Raw genomic sequence first — 21,595 nt, forward strand, 5'->3', positions numbered from 1 at the left:
ATTTAATACTTATTAAAAACAAAAAATTTAATGTTATAAAATTTATTAGGTGATATGGTGGAAAATTTTGATGAATGGTTTCATGATATTTTAGAAAATGCAGACATTACTGATTCAAGATATCCTATTAAAGGAATGGCAGTATGGATGCCATACGGTTTTCAAATTAGAAAACACACAATGAATATTATTAAAAAATTATTAGATAAAGATCACGAAGAAGTACTCTTCCCAATGCTTGTTCCTGAAAGTGAACTTGCAAAAGAAGGAATTCATGTAAAAGGATTCGAAGACGAAGTATACTGGGTAACTAAAGGTGGTCAAAGAGAATTGAATGAACAATTAGCATTAAGGCCTACCAGTGAAACTGCAATTTATCCAATGTACTCTTTATGGATTAGAACACACATGGATCTTCCAATTAAATATTATCAAATTGTAAATACATTTAGATATGAAACAAAACATACTAGGCCTTTAATTCGTGTAAGAGAAATTACAACATTTAAAGAAGCACATACTGCTCATGCAACTAAAGAAGAATCTGATGAACAAATCCAAGACTTTATTGCAATTTATAAAGAATTCTTTGATGATTTAGGACTTCCTTATTTAATTTCTAAAAGACCAGAATGGGATAAATTCCCTGGTGCTGATTATACAATGGCTTTTGATGTAATTATGCCTAATGGTAAAACATTACAAATTGGTACTATCCACAATTTAGGTCAGACTTTTGCAAAAACATTTGATATAACCTTTGAAGACAAAGATGGAGAACACAAACTTGTATATCAAACCTGTGCTGGATTATCTGATAGAGTAATTGCTTCTGTGATTGGAATTCATGGAGATGAAATTGGATTGCGCTTACCACCTAAAGTATCACCAAACCATGTTACAATTATTCCAATCTTATTTAAAAAAGGAAAAGAAGAAGTTTTAGCAAAATGTAGTGAAATTAAAACCAAATTAGAAGATGCAGGACTCAGAGTAAATATTGACGATAGAGACATTAGACCTGGTAAAAAATTCCACGATTGGGAATTAAAAGGAACTCCATTAAAACTTGAACTTGGACCTAGAGACTTAGAAAACAATATTACAATAGCTATGAGAAGAGATGAAGGAGAAAAAATCGAAATTGCTCTTGATGACTCTTTAACTGATAATGTTATTGATTTATTAAATAAAACCGAAGAAAACTTATCTTCATCTGCTTGGAACTTCCAAGAAAATCATGTTAAATTCACAGAAAGCTTAGAAGAAGTTAAAGAACTTGTTGAATCTGGCAATGTTGCTAAGTTCTATTGGTGTGGAGATGAATCTATTGGTAAAGAAATTGAAGAAGAAACAGGATATGACATTTTAGGTATCCAAGAGGAAGTCTATGAAGGCAAATGTATTTCCGGTAAAGGAGATGCAAAATATATCGCTTTAATAGCTAAAACATACTAAGTGATTACAATGGATAATTTCTACGCAATAATTCCAGTTAGTAAATTCAAAAATGCTAAAACAAGACTTTCCCCATTCTTATCAGAGGAAGAAAGGGAAAAACTCTTAAAAGTAATGCTTCAAGATGTAACTGAAGCTTTAAAAAAACATGTAGATAAAATATTCATTATTAGTAGAGATGAAGACGTTCTAAAGTACGCTAAAAGCTTAAACCTAAATACTATCCTGGAAAATGAAGATTCAAACTTGAATAAAGCATTGAAACAAGCTATGAAAGAATGCAAAGGAAAAGCAAAAAAAGTAATCATTGTTCCTTCAGATGTTCCCTTAATTGGGAAAACAAATATCTCAATGTTAATTGAAGCTTCTAAAAACTTAGATTTCATAATAGTCCCATCAAAAGGAGGTGGGACTAATATGATTATTATGAAGCCTATGGCAATACATACTAAATTTGAAGGATTTAGTTACAAAGAGCATGTGAATGCTGCTGAGAGGAAAAAACTAAATCCACAAGTTCATGATTCCCTATTTATGGCATTAGATGTTAACACTGCTGAAGATTTAGGTGAAATCATGATACACGGAGAACATACTCACACTAGAAAATACTTAAAGGAACTTAAAGTTAAAGTAGAACCTTACCGTGGAAGTGAACGTTTAAAAGTGACAAGGAGTTAGTTAATGATAGTAATGTCTATTGCAGGTGTTGATCCATCAGCTGGTGCTGGTATCTATGCAGATTTAAAAACATTTCAGGCTATCGGAGTTTATGGAACTGGAATTGTTACAGCTATTACTGCACAAAACCCCTACAAATTCTTTTCAACATCACCTGTTTCACCAGAATACATTGAAGAGCAAATGGATTCTGTTTTTGAGTCATATGAAGTGGAATTTGTTAAAACTGGAATGCTATATTCACCAGAAATTATCAAATTAGTTTCAAAAAAGATTAAAGAATATAATCTAAAGGCAGTAGTTGATCCTGTAATGGTTGCAACATCAGGTGGAGATTTAACAAAAGAAGACATTGCAGATGCATTTAATAAATATTTACTTCCAAATTCAATATTAACCACACCAAATATAGCTGAAGCTGAAAAATTAACAAATTTAAAAATAAAAACAAAAGAAGATGCCATTAAAGCTTCTAAAAAGATAGTTTGCAATAATATCATTACTGGAGGTCATTTAGATGGTTTAAACACTATCAACATTAATGATAAAGTTACAACTATCAAGCAAGAATTAATAAAAACAGAAAATTTACATGGTACTGGCTGTAATTTATCTTCAGCAATTGTTGCATATCTTGCTAAAAATAATGACATTAACACATCAATCATAAAAGCACTGGATTATGTGTATGAAGGAATAAAAAATGGAAATTATGGTACATTAATAGCTAAAATATAATTTTTTAAAGCTACTAATACTGTAATATTACTAAAATACAATATAAATAACCATTTTACCATTTATCAAACAGTAAAAAAATAAAACTGAGCAATTAATAAAAAAAAAGAGAAAAGAATATAATTATTCTTCCATATTTAAATCACTGACAATAGCTTCCTGAATAGCAATGAATTCTGGAGATTGTCTTTTTCTTGGCCTTTCAAGATTTACATCAACAATATCTGCAATTTTACCAGGATTTTTGTCTAAAACGACAATTTTATCTGCTAGATAAATCGCTTCGTCAACATCATGAGTTACGAAAACAATTGTATTCTCAAATCTTTTCCAAACTCCAATTAGCTGTTCTTGAAGACTATGTCTATTTTGCATATCCACTGCAGAAAACGGCTCATCCATGAGTAAGATAGGTGAATGATTAAGTAAAGATCTAATAATTGCAACCCTTTGTTTCATACCACCTGAAAGTTCATGCGGATAGCTATCTTTAAAGTCAATTAAACCGACACTTTTCAAATACCTTTCAGCCGCAGCAATATTTTCTTCCTTAGAATCGGATTTTGTCATCTCCAAACCAAATGTTACATTTTGAAGAACAGTTAACCAAGGAAACAAGGAATATTGTTGGAAAATAACTGCTCTGTCTCCAGAAGGCTTTTTGACAACTTCACCATTTGCAACAATTTCACCAGAACTTGGAGTTTCAAGACCTGCAATTAATCTTAAAAGAGTTGTTTTACCACATCCAGAAGGTCCTAAAAGACATACAAATTCACCATCATCAATAGTTAAATTAATATCTTCCAAAACAGATAAATTTTCTGACTTTTTAGTTTCAAATTTTTTATAAATATTTTTAACTTCAATTGACATGTAAAACACCTACCAAAAGATCCTATCTTGGACTTTGCTAAATACAAAGTCAAATACAAGTCCAATCAAACCGATTACCAACATACCAACAACTGTTGTACCTGTATCGAAAAGGTTTGTTGCAGTTAAAATCATATAACCTAAACCACTACTTGATCCAATCATTTCAGCAGAAATGGTACACATTAAAGCAATACCAATACCAACTTTCAAACCAGAAACAATATATGGTACAGCAGAAGGTAATACTATTCTTTTTAAAATATTTCCATCATTAGCACCAAGAGTTTGTGCAGATTCAACCAGAACCTTATCTGTCCTTTTAACACCATCAATTGTATAAATTAAAATTGGGAAGACACAACCCATGAAAATAATAAATACTGCTGGAAAAGTACCTATTCCAAACCATAAAATAGAAAATGGAATCCATGCAACAGGTGGAATCGGTCTTAAAACACTAATTACAAAAGTACATATGTCTTCTAAAGTTTTATACCATCCAAGTACAATTCCAAGAGGAATAGCTACAATAGATGCTAATATTAAACCAGCGAATACTTTGTACAATGTATCAATAGTATTACTTAAGAGCTTACCATTTTCAATTACTACTAATGCTGAATTCACCACATCTAAAGGACCTGGCAAGATATATGAATTAAATAATCCAAAAGCATTAGTTATGAGATACCAAAATAGTATCAGAATTGCTGGTAAAATCAAAGGAATAAATTTATTCTTATAATTTTCAAACATTAAATCACTTATTAAAAATTAATACACTAATAATTTTACTTTTCATAATATAAAAACTTTAAAAAAAAGAACCATTTATCCATTTAATAAAATAAATAACAATTCAACCTAAAAAAATTATGTATAAAAAAGAAAAGATATCTTAAATAATAAGAAATATAGTTAGTGATTAAAATGAACTCTAATAAAAAAATTTTCTCAAAAATAGGATTCAATTATCTGATTTATGCAATATCTGCATTCATAATCATGACTATTTTAACAGATGTCATTACATTTACAAAACCAGAACTTCTCAATAGTATAGAAATATTGACAATCCTAAGTAGTATTAGTAATTATCTTTTGCCATTTCCTATTTTAGTATTTTTAATGAAAAAATTAGATACTCAAAAACTAGAAACCAATAAACTAAATGTTAAAACATTTTTAATATACATCTGCATTACAATTACATTAATGTTGATTGGAAATATCATTGGACTTATAATAACCAATCTACTTGGTGGAGTCCTCCAAATTGACATATCCAATCCTGCTCAAAACTTGATTCATTCTGCTGGTTTATGGTTAAATGTCTTACTGATAAGTATTATTGGACCAATTTTTGAAGAATATTTCTTTAGAAAGCTATTAATTGATAGAACAATTAAATATGGAGCTAGAGTATCAATTATATTGTCTGCAATTCTTTTTGGACTATTCCATGGAAATTTAAACCAATTCTTTTATTGTACATTAATCGGTGGATTTTTTGCATATGTTTATATAAAAACTGGAAAACTCACATATACAATCTTATTACATATAATTATAAACATGATGGGATCAGTTGTAAGTTTATTCTGGGCTAACAGTTTTACTAATTTAACTACTGGTGCAATTAATTCTTTTGACTTGAGTTTTGTACTAATATACACAGTAGTACTCATAATTATGTTAGTTATTGGGTTAACTAAACTTTTAAAATACAAAAAAGCAAAATTCAATGGTCAAAAAACAGAAATATCATTAAAACAACCATTAAAAACCATGTTTTTAAATATTGGAATGATTTGTTTTATAATGTATTTTATTATAAAAATAATTATGCAAATTATAGGTTAAAAAGAGAGAAGAAGAATCATTCTTCTTCTATAACTGCTGTAATACTGTTTAATATTTGAAGGGATTTTGAAAATGCGGGCATTCCAGAGGTTAATAAAACAACTCTTAAAACATCAACAATTTCATCTTTAGTAATGTCTAATTCCTGGATAGCACTTTGCATTTGTTTTTTAGTAGCTCTTGCATCTGCACGAGAAGCAGCAATACCAATAGCTATTAATTTCTGAGTTTTATAATCTAATGCTTTACCATTCCAAACAACAGAATTTAAATTATTTACAACTTCATATAAATCCGCATTATCTTCTTCTAACTGATTTATTCCTTTTCCATAATATACTTGATCTTTCATGTAAATCTCCCTCAATATATGATTAATTATTAAATTATTTTTTTATAATATAAATAATTAATTAGAAATTACAATATGTAGAATTTCTATCGTTATTTGTTGATAATAAATTAGATAAATATTTAGCAAGTTTAACAGCAAATTTATCAATATTTAAAATTCTTATACTGCTTCCAGGTTCACGAAATTTAATTGTTACTCCCTGAAAATAAATATTTCCAGTTATAAATTCCATTATCATCATGAATATGAAACATTAACTAAAAATACACCAATACAAAATAAAAAAAATACTGGTAAAATTTTACCTTGTTTTCCATTAAATATTATATAAAATAGCTTCACGCACTTTATCAACAGCTATTTGTTTTTTAGCTGGAAAAGCAGCAATTTTGATTTTTAAATGAATTGAATCTCCTTTATCTAAAATAGTTAATTTTTCATCTAGAGCATCAGTTTTATCAAATCTTAAAAACCAATTTCCTTTTTCATCCATTTTACTCTCTAAATCATCATTTAACTTATTTAAATCAACAGATTCCAAAAGTTTATTAAAAAAAGCCTTTGTGTATCTCTTTTTAGACACAACACCAGTTAAGATAAGAATTTTATCTTCTAATAACCCTTCAGCTTCTTCCACTTCAATTTCAGCTTCAGGAAGTAAATTTAAAATAGCTTGAGAAATTTCATCAATACTTTCATTTTCATAAACGAAAGCTCTGAATTTAATATTATGAATCATTTAAATCGAAAAAAAAAGAAAGAAGAAACATTATAACTTTCTTCTTCTAGCTTGTTCAGATCCTTTTCCTTTAGATTTAATTCCACGTCCTTTGTTACCAGCACTAGTTAAGCCTCTTAAAGCTCTGTTAGTGTGTTTTTTAGAACAAATCCAATTAATTTTTTTATCGTTAATGATAGAAGGACTTTGTGGATCCACTAAAATAACTTCGAAATATTTATATTTTCCGTCAGCCCATACCCAGTAAGAGTTTAATACCTCTAAGTTAGGGTATTTTTTAGCTACACGTTCTTCAGCAATTCTTTGAAGAGATTTTGCTTGAGTAATTTTGTTTACACCCATTCTTTTAGGTTTACGACCGTTGAAATGACGAGTTTTCCTTCTTCCACCACGTCTTACTCTGGTCCTTACTAAAACGAAACCTTTTTTAGCTCTGTAACCTAAACTTCTAGCTCTGTCGAGTCTAGTAGGTCTATCAATTCTTTGAACAGCTTTTTGTCTTCTCCATTTAGGAGCTCTTTGCCACATGAGTTCACGTACGTAAGACTCATCTGGATTTTTCCATGCATCTCTAATATATTTATACATAAATAACACCTTTTTGTTCAGCCACGAAGGCCACATCCTTTGGGAACTTGTCCCATAAAAAAGTAAATTTATTTACTGTTAAAAATAACAGTAATAAAATATTTGTTTTATGTATTTATAAATGTATCGTAAAAATAAGTAAAATCAATCTTTTAAATTCAATCATTATTATTTCATCAATAACTAATGATAATTCAATGCCACAATATCACAACATATGATAATTATAAAATAATATAATAATAAATGAATATATAATTTTTCTTAAATGAGTGTGAAATTATGAAAATGCCTGAGACTTTAGATCCAAAATTACTATCCCCTTGTGGAATTAACTGCATCAGCTGTGAAAGATATCAAAATCCCTGTGCTGGATGCTTAATAAGCAATGATGGAAAGAACAAATCAAGTTTGAAGTGCAAAATTAAAACTTGTTTTGATTCCAAGAATTTTAGTTATTGCGGACGTTGTAGTGAATTTCCCTGTCCATTAATAAAAAAGCACTCAAAAAAATACATTAAAAGACATGATTTAAACACATTAGAAAGTGCTAAAAGAATAAAGACCACAGGTATTGGGCGAATTATGAGTCAAGATCGTGAACGATGGTTATGTAATGAATGTGGTGGAATTATTAAATTTCAAACACATGAATGTAGCGAATGTGGGGCTAAAAAAGAATAAGAAGTTTAAACTTCCATTTCCAATATTTAAGTAAATTTCTAATTATTCAACTTATTATTTAAATCACGTGCTACTAAATAATAATAAATGTAAAACCCCACCCAAGATACTGCTCCAAAGATACATGCTATTATGATCCATGTTATTATCGGACCAATTCCTAAATCAATTGGCATCCATTTTAAATATACTGCAATTGCAAATAATACTCCCATACCAACTGCCATTTGAAATATCACTTGAAGTGGAAATGCAATATCTTCTCTGTCATAAATAAAACAACTTAATGAGAATGCCCATCCACTAACAATAGAACCAAAAAATGCATTTATTACATCAATACCGCTGAACTGAATGTTTTGGGGACCATATTGGAAAGACATTAAAACCATGATAAACATTACAATAAAACAACCTATAAAAGCACCTAATGATAATCTTTCAATTAATTTAACTACCATAAAATCACCTACAAATCTAATGCCCGTTTAAATTCTGGCAAATATTTCCTTGAGATATTGTCTTTTAAACCATTTTTAAGTTCAATGAACATCATTCCTTTAAGAGAAGGAGCTACTCTATTTATCTTTTTTAAATTAACAATAGTAGTCTTTGAAATACGAACAAAATCACTTGTTAAAATTTCTTCAACAAGATATAATGGTTTTTTAATAAAATACTCCTGATTTTCAGTGTATACATTAACTTGCTTATTTTCAACTCTAAGCATAAAAACTTCATCAAATCCCAAAAGTACAATGTCAGATCCTTTTTTAACTGCCAATAATTCACTTGAATCTTCACTTTCTAAAATTGACATTGCCTTTGTTATGTTATCAGTTAATTCATTAGTATGAATATCTGCATATGGTTCTTCAATATCTCTTGAAACAAATAAATTTACCTTCATAGTTTATTTCCTTAATTTTTGCATCTCTTCTTCAATTTTTTGCTCTCTGTACTTTTCAGTGTCGAATTTATTATTAACTACAAAAGTTTTTAAAAAATCAATTACAATTCCTATACCCCAAAAGAATAATGGAAATACTACCCACCAGAATTCTGGAGTAAATAAAAAGTTAATTACCACCAATATTGCATTAACAACAACATAAACTAAAAAATCCTTATAAAACTTGATTTTTGCATCAGCTCTTTTCTCAGCAATTACTCTTAAATTACCATCCATTTAATCACCTTTTTTTGAAAGTTTTCATAATCATGTTTTTTCACAATATGATGAATAAAATACGCTCTAAAAATGTTATTTAAAGAGAATTTCTTAAATTAACATTAAACAGTCAAATACCCAACTTTATAGAAATACAACAAATAAATATTTACAAGTAAATATTTAAATAAATTTTCTTGAAGTTTGATTTTTACATCAACTCTTTCAACATTTTCTTACATCCACCGTATCATCATTCAATAATATAACTTAGTACAAGACCATATAAATGGATATTCAACAATACATTTAAGATGCGAAATATTGAAACTAAAATGCAAAAAATAACAATTAAAATAGAATAATACAATTTTGATTAAAAAATAATAAAAAAATAAAAAAATGAGAGAAATAAATCCCAAATAATTTAAACTTCTGCAGGTTTTCCTTTTTCAGCCCATTTTACAGTCATTTTTGTAAATGGCTGAGCAATTGCACTCCAAATCAAACTTAAAATCCAATGAGAAATAATCATTATTAAAATATCAGTAACTGCAAATACACCAATGAATGCAAGACCAATAAATATGAAATTATCGATCAATTCACTAAAAGCAATAATTCCTAAATTTTTAACAGAGGAATAATCTTTACCTTTATTTAATTTAGCAGTAATCCTTGCATTTACAAAGTTACCAATTAAGTAACTAATATAAGATGCAACAAGAATTCTTGGGGTTTGTGTAAATACAAATTCAAGACTTGAATCTCCAGTATAGAATGATGGGGAAGGCAAGAACAATATTAAAGTTGTCATGAAAACAAATAAAATATCTACACAAAGACCCAAAATAATTGTCCTTTGTGCTACTTTTTCACCATAAACCTCTGCAATTACATTTGTTAAAATATATACTAATGGATAAATTAAAACACCAGCAGGAGTTTCCATACCTAAAAACCCAATATTAATAACTTTAACAGTGATTAAGTTTGCTATTGTGAATGCCATACAGAAAAATGCAGTAATAATAACACGTTTTTCAGTGAAATCAACATTCAAATTCATACAAGAAAATATTGGTTTTAAAAGTATTTAAATTTAACATTAAAAAAAGTTAACTCAGGTTTTAAAAAAAATAAGCAATATATTTTAAAAATAAACTTAAATTAATGAATTATTCTAAAGATTCAATATTAAATAGATTGAAACTTTAGAATACATAATCCAATTTGAATTTTAAGAGTTCTTTATATGAGAGTATAATATTATCTTCTTGATTTTCCAACTCTACGAGCAAGCACCAATTCACCGACAGAAATTAAACCCGCAAAGAATTTTTCTAGACCACCAGTAGACCAAATAGCTTCACCGAAAGTAGAATTCATAATATTAGCTTCATAATCTTCAGGAGAAATTTTAACACCAGTAGTTTTCTGAGAAACAAGAGCAGATGCTGCCATCAATTCTTCCCAAGAAACACCTCTAAGCTGATTTTGCATTGCCTCATATAATTTTGAAACTTTAATATCATATAATTCAGATAACAACTCAACAATATCACAAGCACGAACCATTCCAATTACTTGATTATCATCGTTTACAACTGGTACAGTTACAAATTTATTGTTTGCAGTTAAAATTACTGCTTTTCTTGCAGGATCTTCTGCATGAACAGTACCAATTTCTTCATAACCACTCATTATTTCTGAAATTTTTTCATTGCCTTCTCTTAAACCTTTAGTAATATCAAAAGAAGTTACCCATCCTATCAATTGTTTATTATCATTTACAACAGGACAGGTAAAACGCCTAATCTCTTCCATTACCTTTGAAACTTCAACTACACTATCATTTGCATTTAAATATACAAAATTCTTATCCATTAACTCTTTAGCTCTCATAAACAAACCCCATTTTTTATTCAATTTCAACTCTTTTTAAAGCAAATACTGGACAATGACGAGTGCATTCAATACATCTAATACATTTATCATCATCTAAAACAACTTTACCATCAACCAACTCAATAGCTCCCATTGGACAATTTTCTTCACATAAAAAACAATTCACACACAGGTCATGATTAACCTCAATAACACGACTGTGAATAATTGGTCCAATATAACGATCCAATTCTACTGCATTGTCATTAAGTGATATTTCAACACAAGCTCCACATCCAATACACAATTTCTCATTAATATGTGGATATAACTCATCATCAATTAAATCAATGCCTAAATCCATATCCAAATCATCAAAGAAGTCTTTAAATTCAAGAGTGAATGCATTAGTTGGGCATAATTTTGCACAATCATACCAATTATTATCATCTGAATAATCAATTGAAATACTGTTCATGCGAATTACCCTATGACGGGAACTAACATTAGACAATTTATATTCAACTGTATCTTCTTCATTATTATCATAAACAACTGAGTTATCAATTAATTTAACTGCAGAAACTGGACATGATTGGATGCAAATTTCACATTTAACACATTTATCAGTTATTTTAGCTATTCTAAAAATATTAGCTGGTTCAATTGCATTAACCGGGCACTCTCCAACACATGTATTACACCTAACACATTTAGGTGCAATTGCAATGATTTCATCATGTGCACTAAAATTATCTAGTTCAAATTGGAAATCATCATTATCATCATCTAATTCAACAGATTTTAAAAGAACTTCACGTTCCAAATCCTTCATCTGTTTTATAAAAGATACATTCATTTTAATACCAACTAATCAATTTTTTATTTTAATATTTTTATTATCTTAAATTCACTTAAAAGAAATCCTCTAAATCCTTAACTGAAGGAAATTTATCCATTCCAAATCCTTCAATAGATTTACTAGCAACCCAATTTCCGATTTTACAAGATTTTTCTAAATCATATCCTTTTAAGAAAGAATATAAAAATCCACTGTTAAAACTATCTCCAGCACCAGTAGTATCAACAACATTACATTCATATGATTCAACAAAACAACTTGTTGAATTATCCATTGCAAATACTCCTTTTGCTCCTAGTTTTACAACAATAATTTCAATTCCTAAATCAAGAAAACCAATAGCTAAATCTTTTAAGGAAGCTTCATTATTATTACACAATAATCTTAATTCAGATTCATTAATAAGTAATATATTAGTCCTATCAAGAATAGGTTTTAACTCATTGAATCCTTTTTGAACATATAACATTCCAGGATCAAAACTCAATACAGTATTTTTATTTAATGAATTCAATAATTCTATTTGAGTTTTAAAAGAATCACCAACAAAAGATGTATAATGCATTATTTTACATCTCATAATGTTTAAGGGATTAATTTCACCTATTTGAATTTCATCATTAACTCCCGGATCAATATAAAGGCACCTTTCACCATTCCCATCAACAAATCCTAAGCATTTTCCAGTTGATCCTGTTTCTGAGTAGATTAGATTATTTGAATAAACACCATTAATAGCTAAATTATATTCTATAATGTCTCCATCATCATCTTCAGCTATTTTTCCAATAATGGAGGTAGAACAACCTAATCTTGATAAACCCACTATAGTATTTGCTGCAGAACCACCAGGAGTTTTAGTTTCAGATTTTATAAAACTTTCCTCATCTTTACAAGCAATGTTTCCAACAGAATACAGTTTATCAACATTCAATGCTCCAAATCCAACTACCTCTGCATTAATATCATCATCTAGAATTTCCATTTTAAAACCTTACTTTAAAATATCTAATAAATTTATATTTTTATCTCCAAGTTTACCATCAAAATTACCTGCAGATATTCCAATTATACCTTCAAATTCTAAAGCAGCATCAATACCTGCTTTAACTGCTTTATTCATAGATTCTTCATCCACTGCATTAATTACTACCTCAGGAATATAGTTAACACCTTCTGGAACTTTAGAAACATCTCCTAAAGATTCTTTTAGGGAAGGACAATAAACATGATTTGTGGTTGGTCCAATTTCAGGGAAGTTTGTTTCTGGCTTTGAAGCTGCAGAACAAATATCAAATGGAGCAGTAGCTCCTTCAACATTCATAATCGCATCAATTATCGCTTCACCAGCATCTATTACATCTTCCGGGGTAGAACATAAATACCAAAAGTTTCCACCCATAATCCCATCATTGATTTTGAACTTTTCTTCAATTTGGAAATCTGGAACTGCAATTGGAACATTAATCATTTTTCTGTCATATTCATCAACAATCCATTCATATCCATCACCACAGTGCCCAACAATATCCATCATCTCAATGTATTCATCACTATCAGAAGTAGAATAATCAAAAATACGTGTAAACGGTTTTACTAAGACATCTTGCCTTAACCTGTATGATAATTCAAAAGCAAACTTCTCAACATCATCACCACCTAACCAATATTGAACAACAGCACCAAATCTTCCATCAGGGGTTTGAGATTTATCTAAAAATCCTTCAACACCACCTTCTACTCTACCAATAACTGCACTAGGAGTTGAAGTTGAATCATAAGCCGCTCTTTTTACAATTTTTTCATTAGGACCTGTGATTAAAGCCCTTACATATTTTCCTTCAAATGCTTCGAAGAATGTGTCCTCTACTTTTTCATAACTCATTTTAATACACCTACTTTAACCTAATCCACCTATATCTTGACCACGAATATTGTTTCTCATTTCTTTGCTGATCTTTAAAATTTCGTCAAAGTTGTTTTCATTGATAATTTGTATTACTGGGTAATCTTCATTAGTGAAAACTGAGAAAAATTTATCTTTAACTTCCTTATCAATATTGTAATCATTAAACAGTTTTTCATAATCATTTAAATTGTTATAATCATTAATAAATTCCATTACTTTATTTTTATCGTATTTTGCATAAATATTAGCTATTACTGCAGTTGCAACCGCACTTGGAGATACAATAGATATTTCAGCAACTTTAAGAGGATACTCATTACCATTAAATGATACACTGATACCATTGTTTTTATGAGCAAATTCTAAAGGTTCCACATCAGTTATACTATCTCCAATGTAAAAAATTTTATTTTTATTGATATTGTCCCTTCCAATGATTTCATCAATAGCTAATTTTTTTCCTTGTCCACCGACTACCTCAATATCTTGGATATTTTCATATATCCCCATTTGTGTTATTTGTGAGAAAAAAATATCATCAAATAATTCATAATCTTTAGGATTATCTAAAATTAATTGTTTGAATTCCTTAATTTTTACTATTTCTTCATTAGTTAGTGTAAGGTTATCTAGATTTACCTTAGTATAAAATGTATTTTCAAAAGGCAAATCCATATAATTAGATATCGCTTCAATATATTGACCATAACTAGTACTAACTATGTACGTATTCATTACGTTTTGCAAGTAAGTTAAAAGAAATTTTGAATCCTCAACTGAATAAATATGGTTTTGTGAAAATTCAACTAAATCTTTATTTTTAAGATTTTCAACAACAAAAAATGGTAAGATTAATTTTAAAGTATTACCTGCCTTATAATTTTCCTTTTTAACAACATCAACCAGATAATCATCATACAAACTAAGAATTTTAAATAAATCCCCACCATTTTCAATGAAATTATCTGCTAATTCAAATGCATTATCATTTAATGTCAATGGACCCTCACAATCAGTAATAAATGATTTTTCAAACATTAAATCACCTGAAATTAACTATTCTGATTGCATCAAGAGGACATATTGCCTCACAATTTCTACAATAAATACATTTTTCACTATCAAACTCTATTATATCATCACCTAAAGTTAATGCACCAGTTGGACAATTTTTTACACAAATGGCACATGCTTGGCATTTATGATTTGAAAGTGTGAAATCCCCCAATCTTTGACCATGCAAATAAGACCTAGCATAATATAAATCGGCATCTTTACTATAGAAATAGTCATCATATGCTCCAATTGCATCAAATTTACATTCTTCAACGCATTTTCCACAATAAATACAATTATCAGCAATTGTAATTGGATTTGGACCATTTAATTCAATTGCATCTACAGGACACACATTATAACATTCTCCACAAGCAATACATTTCTTATCATAAACTTCAATGTTTCTATCCATTAAATAAGATCCGATAAGTCTTGTAAACTCTCCAACTTCTATATTTGAATTAAGGCTAATATTCAATTCGTTCTCCATTAATTCATTTACTTTATACTCAATGAAGTTTTCAAAACTTTGGTCATTAAATTCCAAAGCTATTGATTTACCTACCTTCTGTAAAACTGTATTTAAACTGATTAAATCAAGTGAAAGCATTTTAGTATCATGATCAACGATTCCTGATACTATATCAAATGATTTTATCTCACTATACATTTTATAAGCTTTTTTACGTGAAGAATACTTAATAGCTCCTGAAGGACAAGAATGCATACATTCTTCACATCTTGCACAGTATCCTGGATTAATATAAGGTAATTTGTTAGTTCTAGCAACATTAATAGCACCAGTTGATGGACAAACTCTTGTACATGTCATACAACCAATACAATTGTTCTGATTGACAACAATTGCCTTACCTCCTTTGACTGTTTTAGGAAGCAATTTACCATATTTAATTGCATCAGTTGGACATACTCTAAAGCAGTATCCGCAACGTACACAAGTATCTTTATCTATTTCACTGTGAGGAGGTTGCTTTCCATCTGAAACCACATGTATTGAACCTTTTTTACATGCTTGAACACATGCGCCACAAGCCTTACATAATTTTACATTAATGTTTGGAATATTCTCTTTTATAGGTGAATCCATATGTACATCAAGAGAAATAGCATCATATGGACAAGCATTACGACATAATACGCAACCAAAGCAAGTACTTTTTATTTTTACTAAACCTTCATCTTCATCAAAATAAATTGCATCAATAGGACAAGAACTAAGGCATGGTTTATCTTCACACTTCGCACATTTTGTTTGATCTATCAAGTAATCAACATCAACATGTCTTAATGGTCTTGGTGTTTTAGTATAATTATCAATCATAACACTCACTCCACAATATTCTCATTTAAATTAGATGCTTTAACAGTAACATGAATATTCTCATTATCATCTAAGGAAAATTTAGCCATGAAATATTTGATAACTGAAAATGGACAAGTTTGGTAGCAAATACTACATCTTAAACATCTATTTTTATCTCTTACAATTGTATCATTAACTTCATCAAATGAAATACAGTTAGTTGGACAATCAGGAATACATAATTGACATTTTTCACATTTTGATTCATCCCAATCAATAATTCTGACTTTAAGCCTATTAACTGCATTAGTGATAATTTCTAGTGCCACTTCTTCATCAGGCATTATCTTTAATGCATCATCCCAAATCTCAGAAAGAGGAACATTATACTGTAAAAGATCATTAGGGTCTAATTGTCTTAAATCCTCCTCTTTATTATTAATGAAATCTTCAAGATAATTTACAATTAATGAAAACAATTCTTTTTGATTTTGTAAGTTATCAACAAACACTCCTTTCATTGCACCACTAACAGGACATACATCAAGGCATTCCCCGCAAGAAATACATTTGAGTTGATCTACTACAACATTTCCATCAATAACACTTATTGCATCAACAGGACATTTTTTAATACATTTTTTACATTTGATGCATAAAAAATCATCAACAATATACTGCCTCTTTGAAGGAATAAGATTGAATTCAGGCAAAATTAAATGATTTAAACCACATTCCAATGTTTTCGGATCAGTAGGACATACTTCAGCACAAAAACCACAACGTATACATGCACCAGGTGTGATAACTGGGTATGTTAAACCCTCACCTGTTTCATCATCTTCCTCTCTTACAAGTTTAATCGCATTTGGAGATGGGCATGAAACAGTGCATGCTCCACAACCTATACAATATTCTTTATTTACTTTAGGAAAATCCCTAAATCTTTCTGGTTTTTCTGCAATTTCTGGATTGGTTTTTGCATTAGTGAATGCATCAGCCCATGCTTTTCTTGCAAAGTCAAAAATATACCACATTAGAGATGACACTTATATCACCTCATAAATGTTTTTAGTTTCTGTTTTTCCATGTTCATTAGTAATAGCTACTCTTTCAGCACATGCAACACAAGGATCACATGATGCATAAGTTGCAACAGCATCTGCAACAGTTGGAACATCACGAATCATATATTTTGCACAAGAATCCATATTTGAAATACTTGGAGTTCTAATAGAAATATGCTTAATTAAATTACCATTAGTTTCAATCATATAGTTAACTTCACCACGAGGTGCTTCATTTTTAGTCATTGCATAACCAGATTTTAAATTGGCAGGAGTACGAATTTCACCTTTAGGTATGTTTTCAATAGCTTGTCTAATCAAGCTTATTGATTCTGGAATTTCATCAAATCGTGTTAATGTTCTTGCATAGTTGTCTCCTTCTTTCCTTCTAATTACCTTAAAATCAAAGTAATCGTCATAAGTATAATGACCAATTCTATAATCTTCCTTAATATCAGAAGCTCTTCCAATAGGACCAACAGCACGCCCTTTAATAGCTTCTTTTTTACTCATGTGCCCAATTCCTTTACATCTTAATGCTAATGCAGGACCTTCAGCAAATAATGATCTAGTAGTCTCAAAACCATCTTCAATTTTTTTAAGGTTCTCCAATATTGGTTTAAAATGACGCTCATCAGCATCCATTCTAACTCCACCAACAACATTCCAACCCATATTAACTCTATTTCCAGTTAATAACTCAATTGAATCCATTGCATATTCTCTTAATTCCAAAACATGCATAAATAATGTTTCATGATCCAATGATTTAAAGAATGTTGAATTAGCAAGAAGATGACTTTGAATTCTATCCAATTCATTTGTAATTATTCTTAAGAATTGAGCTCTTACAGGAACATCAACATCAGAAATCTTTTCAATTGTTTCTGCAAATGTTTGAGTGTGTTCATATGAACAAATACCACATATTCTTTCAGCAAGATAAATTCCTTTTTGCCAAGTTTGTCCTTCAATTATTTTTTCAATTCCTCTGTGAACATAACCATATTCAATTTCTGCTTTAACAACCCTTTCTCCTTCAGTTTGAAGTTTAAGTCTTATAGGTTCTTTTAAAGCTGGATGGATAGGACCAATCGGTACAATCATTTTTCTTCCCTCCCACGATCAGCAATAGCTTGAGGACCCACAGCCAAAATAGCCTCTAAAATTTCACTAGGCCTAGGCGGACATCCTGGAATAGCTGCATCAACCGGGATAAAATTAGATGCAGGTGCATAAACTTTACCACCTTCTTGAGCAAATACATCTCCAGATTGAGGACAGTTTCCAACAGCCACAACAATTTTTGGTTCTGGAGCTTTATCATAAACTCTTTTTAGATTATGAACCCATTGTTCAGTTACCGCACCAGTTAACAATAAGACATCAGCTTCACGAGGATTATTTTGAACATAAATACCATACTGCTCTAAATCATATCTTGGAGACAATAATGAAACAACTTCAACATCACATCCATTACATCCTCCGCAATTTACAATACAGACATGAATTGAACTTTTCCTCACAGCATCTTTAACAGCGTCTAACATGCACTCCCTCTTTTATTTTATAAATGAATAAATAAACATTAATAATTACTTTCTTTTTTTAATAATTCAAATAATTCTAATCTTCCTTCTTTTAGGACATCATCATAAGATCTGCCCTTTTTAACTTCTTCAACTAATTTCATTTTCAGTTTTTTACCTTCTTCTTGAGGCATCACTTCTAAAATATCAATAAACCAACATAATCTTAAATCTGCATTGAATTTTTGGTATAAACAAATATCTTTCGCTGATTCAAAGGTACCATGTAAAGCCTCAAGTGAATCTAAATCTAATAAATCAAAGAATAATCCTTCTAATTCTTCAGTAGTACAATCAAATTCCTTAGAAAGTGGAACTATAATATCTCTTTGCCAAGCATAGCTTTTAATTATTCTATCTTGTATTACTCTTAAGTTAACCTCATCCATTTAAATCACAACATACCACACTTTAATAAGAAATATAAAACAATTGCAACTATCAAACCAACAGCAGTTTCTCTTCTACCATATCCTGGTCTTCCTCCCATTACAAATCCTGCTAATAGGAAACCAATAGCTGATAAAATTATATTACCTGATAAGAAACCTAAACACCAACCTGCAACTGAAACTACAGCCAATAGTACATTAAACTCAGTGTCTACAACATAAGGTTCAGCATGTAATTTATAACTGTAAAGTAAACCGAGAATAGAACCTACAGCAAATACAAGAATATAAATCATATAATCTAACATAATATCTCCTACATTGGTTTATAAAGTAATATAAATGAACAAATAATTGCCAATAATGTTATTACAAAACATATTTTCTCGATAATTTCTATTTTATGTGAAAAATTACCTCTAGCAAGTAATACTAAAATACTTAATATAATTCCAATAATTACTATTGGAACAATAATAACCGAATGCCATATGGATGTTAGTAAACCTACAACAATTATACCAACAGCAACTAATGCTGTGAAATAAACTATTACATCTTCACTACTCATAATATCCCTCCACTAAATAACATCAATATTGTTCCAAAGAAACAGATTGCCCCAATAGTAATTTGAGTCATGACTGAATGGTTTGGAGAAAATATTGGAGTTGTAGCATTGATAAATCCTGTAATAAATGTAATTACAATCATTCCAATTACATATCCAATAGCATTTAATGGACCAAAGAATATTGTTAAAAATACCCATAACATCACATACCATGCAATAGATTCTGAAAATAACATGAATCCCCTTAAAAATCCAAAATGCTCTGTTTCAAAACCTGAAACTAATGCTTTATCTTTTGTTATTGCAAATGGAGAATATGGTGATTTTGTTATAATCAACATGAAGAACATTAAAGCTGCAAGTGGAATAGTAAACACTAAAGAGCCATTGACTGATTGATAAGTAATAATTTCACCTATATTCATTGAACCAGTTACAAGATAAACAAATATAATTGCTGCAAATAACGGAAGTTCAGTTGCTGCAGATAGTACTGCTCTTACACAACTTAATTTACCATATGGTGAACCAGAACTTGATCCGGAGTTATGTTCAACAATTTTATAAACTGCATAAACACCAAAAATGATTAATAAAGAATCATGAGCCACAGGACCTGCAATAAGACCCACAATCCATACTAAAGCTAATATAAATACAATCCCTATATAAAATATTTTTGAAACAGTTTTTGGAAATGCTGTCTCTTTAAAGAAAAATTTCAAAGAGTGTAACAAATGCTGGACTATAGGTGGCCCTGGACGTTTTTGAACACGAGCCATGATTTTTCTATGCAAACCGAGAAGCAAACTTCCTGCAATGAATGCAATAATAACTTGAATTAAAATATCTGCCATTAAATTCATAATACCACACTAATATCCAGTAAATGGTTCTTTCACCCTTTCTTCTGCATCTTCAGGTCTTGGTTTAGCCATAGTGAGCAAACCTAAAGATGACACCCATACTGGTATACCAAAGATAGCTATAGTATAAACAATCCATGCTTCGAAGTTTATAACCAAACAAGCTAAAATAGCTATTGTTGACAATACCAATAAAACAATACATAAACTTTTTTGACCATCCATACTATCACTTACCACAATACCAATAATAAAATTTCAACCGCTCTTACAATAATAAATAATGAACTTAAGTGAATAATAACGATAAATGGAGAACCAGCAGTCCTAAACATCTCTGCTTTACTTGCAAAGAATGGTGCTACTCCACTTTCACCTAATATACCGATTAACATCAAAATTGCACCAAAGACAACCATTGGACTTGCAGGAATTTGAGATAATGCTGCAAGTGATAAAGTTCCAGTTGATGCAAGAATAATAGATGCACCACCAAACAATGGCAAACTACACATCATAGCTATTAAACCATAATTAAATGCAGAGTTTAACACACTTGTTTGTTTTACAGCTGATACAATACCTATATTTAATATTCCCACTAATGCCATGAATAATGTGAAATTAAATAAATCTCCAGTAATCATTGCACCTGCAGATGCAATACCACATATCACAGACAAGAATCTTCTTTGTTTAAATTCTTTTTCTCCAACTTTGACTTCAGTGTTATCTAAAACATGCATTGTAGCTTCAATTTGAGTTTCAGGTTTACTTAATCCAATCATTACTGTAAATCCAAGTAAAACTGCGAATAAGAACAAATTAAATGGAGTCAAGTATAATACAATATCCCCAAGAGGGATTATTCCAAGTAAATTTCCACCAAGTGTAACAAAATCCATAC

The 21,595-nt window shown here is 29.7% G+C and carries 30 protein-coding genes; 5 read left to right on the top strand and 25 right to left on the bottom strand.

Features of this window, described 5'->3' with window-relative positions; genetic code table 11:
* The first annotated feature begins 54 nt into the window (after positions 1-54).
* From proS to thiD, 3 genes are read left to right on the top strand one after another with little or no spacing between them, the layout of a single operon-like run.
* Positions 55-1,458, top strand: a complete 1,404-nt coding sequence (gene proS / locus ACR0P1_RS02995) for a proline--tRNA ligase (protein ID WP_432644927.1) — start codon at positions 55-57, stop codon at positions 1,456-1,458.
* A 9-nt stretch (positions 1,459-1,467) separates the two neighbouring features.
* Complete coding sequence (cofC, locus tag ACR0P1_RS03000) at positions 1,468-2,139, top strand: 2-phospho-L-lactate guanylyltransferase (protein ID WP_432644928.1); 672 nt, start codon at positions 1,468-1,470, stop codon at positions 2,137-2,139.
* Positions 2,140-2,142: 3 nt separating this feature from the next.
* Complete coding sequence (gene thiD / locus ACR0P1_RS03005; RefSeq protein ID WP_432644929.1) at positions 2,143-2,877, top strand: bifunctional hydroxymethylpyrimidine kinase/phosphomethylpyrimidine kinase; 735 nt, start codon at positions 2,143-2,145, stop codon at positions 2,875-2,877.
* A 123-nt stretch (positions 2,878-3,000) separates the two neighbouring features.
* Here thiD and ACR0P1_RS03010 read toward each other — a convergent pair whose 3' ends face one another.
* Positions 3,001-3,753, bottom strand: a complete 753-nt coding sequence (locus tag ACR0P1_RS03010) for an ABC transporter ATP-binding protein (RefSeq protein WP_432644930.1) — start codon at positions 3,751-3,753, stop codon at positions 3,001-3,003.
* A gap of 9 nt (positions 3,754-3,762) precedes the next feature.
* Complete coding sequence (locus ACR0P1_RS03015) at positions 3,763-4,512, bottom strand: ABC transporter permease (protein WP_432644931.1); 750 nt, start codon at positions 4,510-4,512, stop codon at positions 3,763-3,765.
* A gap of 174 nt (positions 4,513-4,686) precedes the next feature.
* Between ACR0P1_RS03015 and ACR0P1_RS03020 the strand changes: the two genes are divergently transcribed.
* Positions 4,687-5,619: a CPBP family intramembrane glutamic endopeptidase gene (locus tag ACR0P1_RS03020; protein WP_432644932.1), complete on the top strand. Its 933-nt coding sequence runs from the start codon at positions 4,687-4,689 to the stop codon at positions 5,617-5,619.
* Positions 5,620-5,635: 16 nt separating this feature from the next.
* Here the strand turns inward: ACR0P1_RS03020 and ACR0P1_RS03025 are convergent, their stop codons facing one another.
* The 4 genes from ACR0P1_RS03025 to ACR0P1_RS03040 form a co-directional block, all read right to left on the bottom strand.
* Positions 5,636-5,971: a carboxymuconolactone decarboxylase family protein gene (locus ACR0P1_RS03025; protein WP_432644933.1), complete on the bottom strand. Its 336-nt coding sequence runs from the start codon at positions 5,969-5,971 to the stop codon at positions 5,636-5,638.
* 61 nt (positions 5,972-6,032) lie between these two features.
* Entirely contained in the window at positions 6,033-6,206 is a 174-nt protein-coding gene (locus tag ACR0P1_RS03030) for a hypothetical protein (protein ID WP_432644934.1), read from the bottom strand.
* 84 nt (positions 6,207-6,290) lie between these two features.
* Complete coding sequence (locus ACR0P1_RS03035) at positions 6,291-6,713, bottom strand: RNA-binding protein (RefSeq protein WP_432644935.1); 423 nt, start codon at positions 6,711-6,713, stop codon at positions 6,291-6,293.
* Between the two features lie 30 nt (positions 6,714-6,743).
* The gene (locus ACR0P1_RS03040; protein WP_432644936.1) at positions 6,744-7,301 is read right to left on the bottom strand and encodes a 50S ribosomal protein L15e; all 558 of its coding nucleotides are present in this window, start codon (positions 7,299-7,301) and stop codon (positions 6,744-6,746) included.
* 282 nt (positions 7,302-7,583) lie between these two features.
* On the opposite strand from ACR0P1_RS03040, the gene ACR0P1_RS03045 reads away from it, so the two are divergent.
* Positions 7,584-7,985 carry a DUF3795 domain-containing protein gene (locus ACR0P1_RS03045; protein WP_432644937.1) on the top strand — a complete coding sequence of 134 codons (402 nt, stop codon included), beginning with the start codon at positions 7,584-7,586 and terminating at the stop codon, positions 7,983-7,985.
* A 38-nt stretch (positions 7,986-8,023) separates the two neighbouring features.
* Here the strand turns inward: ACR0P1_RS03045 and ACR0P1_RS03050 are convergent, their stop codons facing one another.
* The 19 genes from ACR0P1_RS03050 to ACR0P1_RS03140 all read right to left on the bottom strand — a co-directional run bounded on the left by ACR0P1_RS03050 (position 8,024) and on the right by ACR0P1_RS03140 (position 21,593).
* A complete protein-coding gene (locus ACR0P1_RS03050) occupies positions 8,024-8,446 on the bottom strand; it encodes a DUF3021 domain-containing protein (RefSeq protein ID WP_432644938.1) in 423 nt (140 codons plus the stop codon).
* 8 nt (positions 8,447-8,454) lie between these two features.
* The gene (locus ACR0P1_RS03055) at positions 8,455-8,895 is read right to left on the bottom strand and encodes a LytTR family DNA-binding domain-containing protein (protein ID WP_432644939.1); all 441 of its coding nucleotides are present in this window, start codon (positions 8,893-8,895) and stop codon (positions 8,455-8,457) included.
* A 3-nt stretch (positions 8,896-8,898) separates the two neighbouring features.
* Positions 8,899-9,174 (bottom strand): 2TM domain-containing protein, encoded by a 276-nt coding sequence (locus ACR0P1_RS03060; RefSeq protein WP_432644940.1) that lies wholly within the window; start codon positions 9,172-9,174, stop codon positions 8,899-8,901.
* A 409-nt stretch (positions 9,175-9,583) separates the two neighbouring features.
* Entirely contained in the window at positions 9,584-10,225 is a 642-nt protein-coding gene (locus tag ACR0P1_RS03065) for a queuosine precursor transporter (RefSeq protein ID WP_432644941.1), read from the bottom strand.
* A gap of 200 nt (positions 10,226-10,425) precedes the next feature.
* Complete coding sequence (locus ACR0P1_RS03070) at positions 10,426-11,061, bottom strand: CBS domain-containing protein (RefSeq protein WP_432644942.1); 636 nt, start codon at positions 11,059-11,061, stop codon at positions 10,426-10,428.
* A gap of 16 nt (positions 11,062-11,077) precedes the next feature.
* Positions 11,078-11,902 (bottom strand): 4Fe-4S binding protein, encoded by an 825-nt coding sequence (locus ACR0P1_RS03075; RefSeq protein ID WP_432644943.1) that lies wholly within the window; start codon positions 11,900-11,902, stop codon positions 11,078-11,080.
* Positions 11,903-11,957: 55 nt separating this feature from the next.
* A complete protein-coding gene (locus tag ACR0P1_RS03080) occupies positions 11,958-12,890 on the bottom strand; it encodes a carbohydrate kinase family protein (protein WP_432644944.1) in 933 nt (310 codons plus the stop codon).
* A 9-nt stretch (positions 12,891-12,899) separates the two neighbouring features.
* Positions 12,900-13,790, bottom strand: coding sequence for a formylmethanofuran--tetrahydromethanopterin N-formyltransferase (locus tag ACR0P1_RS03085; protein ID WP_432644945.1), 891 nt, complete (start codon positions 13,788-13,790; stop codon positions 12,900-12,902).
* A gap of 15 nt (positions 13,791-13,805) precedes the next feature.
* Entirely contained in the window at positions 13,806-14,852 is a 1,047-nt protein-coding gene (locus ACR0P1_RS03090) for a hypothetical protein (RefSeq protein WP_432644946.1), read from the bottom strand.
* 4 nt (positions 14,853-14,856) lie between these two features.
* Positions 14,857-16,224: a 4Fe-4S binding protein gene (locus ACR0P1_RS03095; RefSeq protein WP_432644947.1), complete on the bottom strand. Its 1,368-nt coding sequence runs from the start codon at positions 16,222-16,224 to the stop codon at positions 14,857-14,859.
* Positions 16,221-17,246 carry a 4Fe-4S binding protein gene (locus ACR0P1_RS03100; RefSeq protein WP_432644948.1) on the bottom strand — a complete coding sequence of 342 codons (1,026 nt, stop codon included), beginning with the start codon at positions 17,244-17,246 and terminating at the stop codon, positions 16,221-16,223. Before ACR0P1_RS03100 ends, ACR0P1_RS03095 begins: the two co-directional genes overlap by 4 nt.
* Positions 17,247-18,371 carry a nickel-dependent hydrogenase large subunit gene (locus tag ACR0P1_RS03105; RefSeq protein WP_432644949.1) on the bottom strand — a complete coding sequence of 375 codons (1,125 nt, stop codon included), beginning with the start codon at positions 18,369-18,371 and terminating at the stop codon, positions 17,247-17,249.
* Entirely contained in the window at positions 18,368-18,817 is a 450-nt protein-coding gene (locus ACR0P1_RS03110) for an NADH-quinone oxidoreductase subunit B family protein (RefSeq protein ID WP_432644950.1), read from the bottom strand. Before ACR0P1_RS03110 ends, ACR0P1_RS03105 begins: the two co-directional genes overlap by 4 nt.
* 38 nt (positions 18,818-18,855) lie before the next feature.
* Complete coding sequence (locus tag ACR0P1_RS03115) at positions 18,856-19,245, bottom strand: DUF1959 family protein (protein ID WP_432644951.1); 390 nt, start codon at positions 19,243-19,245, stop codon at positions 18,856-18,858.
* 5 nt (positions 19,246-19,250) lie between these two features.
* Positions 19,251-19,556, bottom strand: coding sequence for an energy-converting hydrogenase subunit EhaL family protein (locus tag ACR0P1_RS03120; protein ID WP_432644952.1), 306 nt, complete (start codon positions 19,554-19,556; stop codon positions 19,251-19,253).
* A gap of 8 nt (positions 19,557-19,564) precedes the next feature.
* Entirely contained in the window at positions 19,565-19,819 is a 255-nt protein-coding gene (locus tag ACR0P1_RS03125; protein ID WP_432644953.1) for a hypothetical protein, read from the bottom strand.
* Positions 19,816-20,688, bottom strand: coding sequence for a respiratory chain complex I subunit 1 family protein (locus ACR0P1_RS03130; RefSeq protein ID WP_432644954.1), 873 nt, complete (start codon positions 20,686-20,688; stop codon positions 19,816-19,818). Before ACR0P1_RS03130 ends, ACR0P1_RS03125 begins: the two co-directional genes overlap by 4 nt.
* A gap of 9 nt (positions 20,689-20,697) precedes the next feature.
* Complete coding sequence (locus tag ACR0P1_RS03135; RefSeq protein WP_432644955.1) at positions 20,698-20,928, bottom strand: DUF788 domain-containing protein; 231 nt, start codon at positions 20,926-20,928, stop codon at positions 20,698-20,700.
* Positions 20,922-21,593: a hypothetical protein gene (locus ACR0P1_RS03140; protein ID WP_432644956.1), complete on the bottom strand. Its 672-nt coding sequence runs from the start codon at positions 21,591-21,593 to the stop codon at positions 20,922-20,924. The genes ACR0P1_RS03135 and ACR0P1_RS03140 overlap by 7 nt, the downstream gene beginning before the upstream one ends.
* Positions 21,594-21,595: the final 2 nt, after the last annotated feature.

It is taken from the genome of Methanobrevibacter sp., from assembly GCF_050872065.1.
Taxonomy (GTDB): domain Archaea; phylum Methanobacteriota; class Methanobacteria; order Methanobacteriales; family Methanobacteriaceae; genus Methanocatella.

Excerpts from the sequence above, each read along its gene's own strand:
- proS (WP_432644927.1), top strand. The coding sequence starts at position 55 with ATGGTGGAAAATTTTGATGAATGGTTTCATGATATTTTAGAAAATGCA.
- cofC (WP_432644928.1), top strand. The coding sequence starts at position 1,468 with ATGGATAATTTCTACGCAATAATTCCAGTTAGTAAATTCAAAAATGCT.
- thiD (WP_432644929.1), top strand. The coding sequence starts at position 2,143 with ATGATAGTAATGTCTATTGCAGGTGTTGATCCATCAGCTGGTGCTGGT.
- ACR0P1_RS03010 (WP_432644930.1), bottom strand. The coding sequence starts at position 3,753 with ATGTCAATTGAAGTTAAAAATATTTATAAAAAATTTGAAACTAAAAAG.
- ACR0P1_RS03015 (WP_432644931.1), bottom strand. The coding sequence starts at position 4,512 with ATGTTTGAAAATTATAAGAATAAATTTATTCCTTTGATTTTACCAGCA.
- ACR0P1_RS03020 (WP_432644932.1), top strand. The coding sequence starts at position 4,687 with ATGAACTCTAATAAAAAAATTTTCTCAAAAATAGGATTCAATTATCTG.
- ACR0P1_RS03025 (WP_432644933.1), bottom strand. The coding sequence starts at position 5,971 with ATGAAAGATCAAGTATATTATGGAAAAGGAATAAATCAGTTAGAAGAA.
- ACR0P1_RS03030 (WP_432644934.1), bottom strand. The coding sequence starts at position 6,206 with ATGGAATTTATAACTGGAAATATTTATTTTCAGGGAGTAACAATTAAA.
- ACR0P1_RS03035 (WP_432644935.1), bottom strand. The coding sequence starts at position 6,713 with ATGATTCATAATATTAAATTCAGAGCTTTCGTTTATGAAAATGAAAGT.
- ACR0P1_RS03040 (WP_432644936.1), bottom strand. The coding sequence starts at position 7,301 with ATGTATAAATATATTAGAGATGCATGGAAAAATCCAGATGAGTCTTAC.
- ACR0P1_RS03045 (WP_432644937.1), top strand. The coding sequence starts at position 7,584 with ATGAAAATGCCTGAGACTTTAGATCCAAAATTACTATCCCCTTGTGGA.
- ACR0P1_RS03050 (WP_432644938.1), bottom strand. The coding sequence starts at position 8,446 with ATGGTAGTTAAATTAATTGAAAGATTATCATTAGGTGCTTTTATAGGT.
- ACR0P1_RS03055 (WP_432644939.1), bottom strand. The coding sequence starts at position 8,895 with ATGAAGGTAAATTTATTTGTTTCAAGAGATATTGAAGAACCATATGCA.
- ACR0P1_RS03060 (WP_432644940.1), bottom strand. The coding sequence starts at position 9,174 with ATGGATGGTAATTTAAGAGTAATTGCTGAGAAAAGAGCTGATGCAAAA.
- ACR0P1_RS03065 (WP_432644941.1), bottom strand. The coding sequence starts at position 10,225 with ATGAATTTGAATGTTGATTTCACTGAAAAACGTGTTATTATTACTGCA.
- ACR0P1_RS03070 (WP_432644942.1), bottom strand. The coding sequence starts at position 11,061 with ATGAGAGCTAAAGAGTTAATGGATAAGAATTTTGTATATTTAAATGCA.
- ACR0P1_RS03075 (WP_432644943.1), bottom strand. The coding sequence starts at position 11,902 with ATGAATGTATCTTTTATAAAACAGATGAAGGATTTGGAACGTGAAGTT.
- ACR0P1_RS03080 (WP_432644944.1), bottom strand. The coding sequence starts at position 12,890 with ATGGAAATTCTAGATGATGATATTAATGCAGAGGTAGTTGGATTTGGA.
- ACR0P1_RS03085 (WP_432644945.1), bottom strand. The coding sequence starts at position 13,790 with ATGAGTTATGAAAAAGTAGAGGACACATTCTTCGAAGCATTTGAAGGA.
- ACR0P1_RS03090 (WP_432644946.1), bottom strand. The coding sequence starts at position 14,852 with ATGTTTGAAAAATCATTTATTACTGATTGTGAGGGTCCATTGACATTA.
- ACR0P1_RS03105 (WP_432644949.1), bottom strand. The coding sequence starts at position 18,371 with ATGATTGTACCGATTGGTCCTATCCATCCAGCTTTAAAAGAACCTATA.
- ACR0P1_RS03110 (WP_432644950.1), bottom strand. The coding sequence starts at position 18,817 with ATGTTAGACGCTGTTAAAGATGCTGTGAGGAAAAGTTCAATTCATGTC.
- ACR0P1_RS03115 (WP_432644951.1), bottom strand. The coding sequence starts at position 19,245 with ATGGATGAGGTTAACTTAAGAGTAATACAAGATAGAATAATTAAAAGC.
- ACR0P1_RS03120 (WP_432644952.1), bottom strand. The coding sequence starts at position 19,556 with ATGTTAGATTATATGATTTATATTCTTGTATTTGCTGTAGGTTCTATT.
- ACR0P1_RS03125 (WP_432644953.1), bottom strand. The coding sequence starts at position 19,819 with ATGAGTAGTGAAGATGTAATAGTTTATTTCACAGCATTAGTTGCTGTT.
- ACR0P1_RS03130 (WP_432644954.1), bottom strand. The coding sequence starts at position 20,688 with ATGAATTTAATGGCAGATATTTTAATTCAAGTTATTATTGCATTCATT.
- ACR0P1_RS03140 (WP_432644956.1), bottom strand. The coding sequence starts at position 21,593 with ATGGATTTTGTTACACTTGGTGGAAATTTACTTGGAATAATCCCTCTT.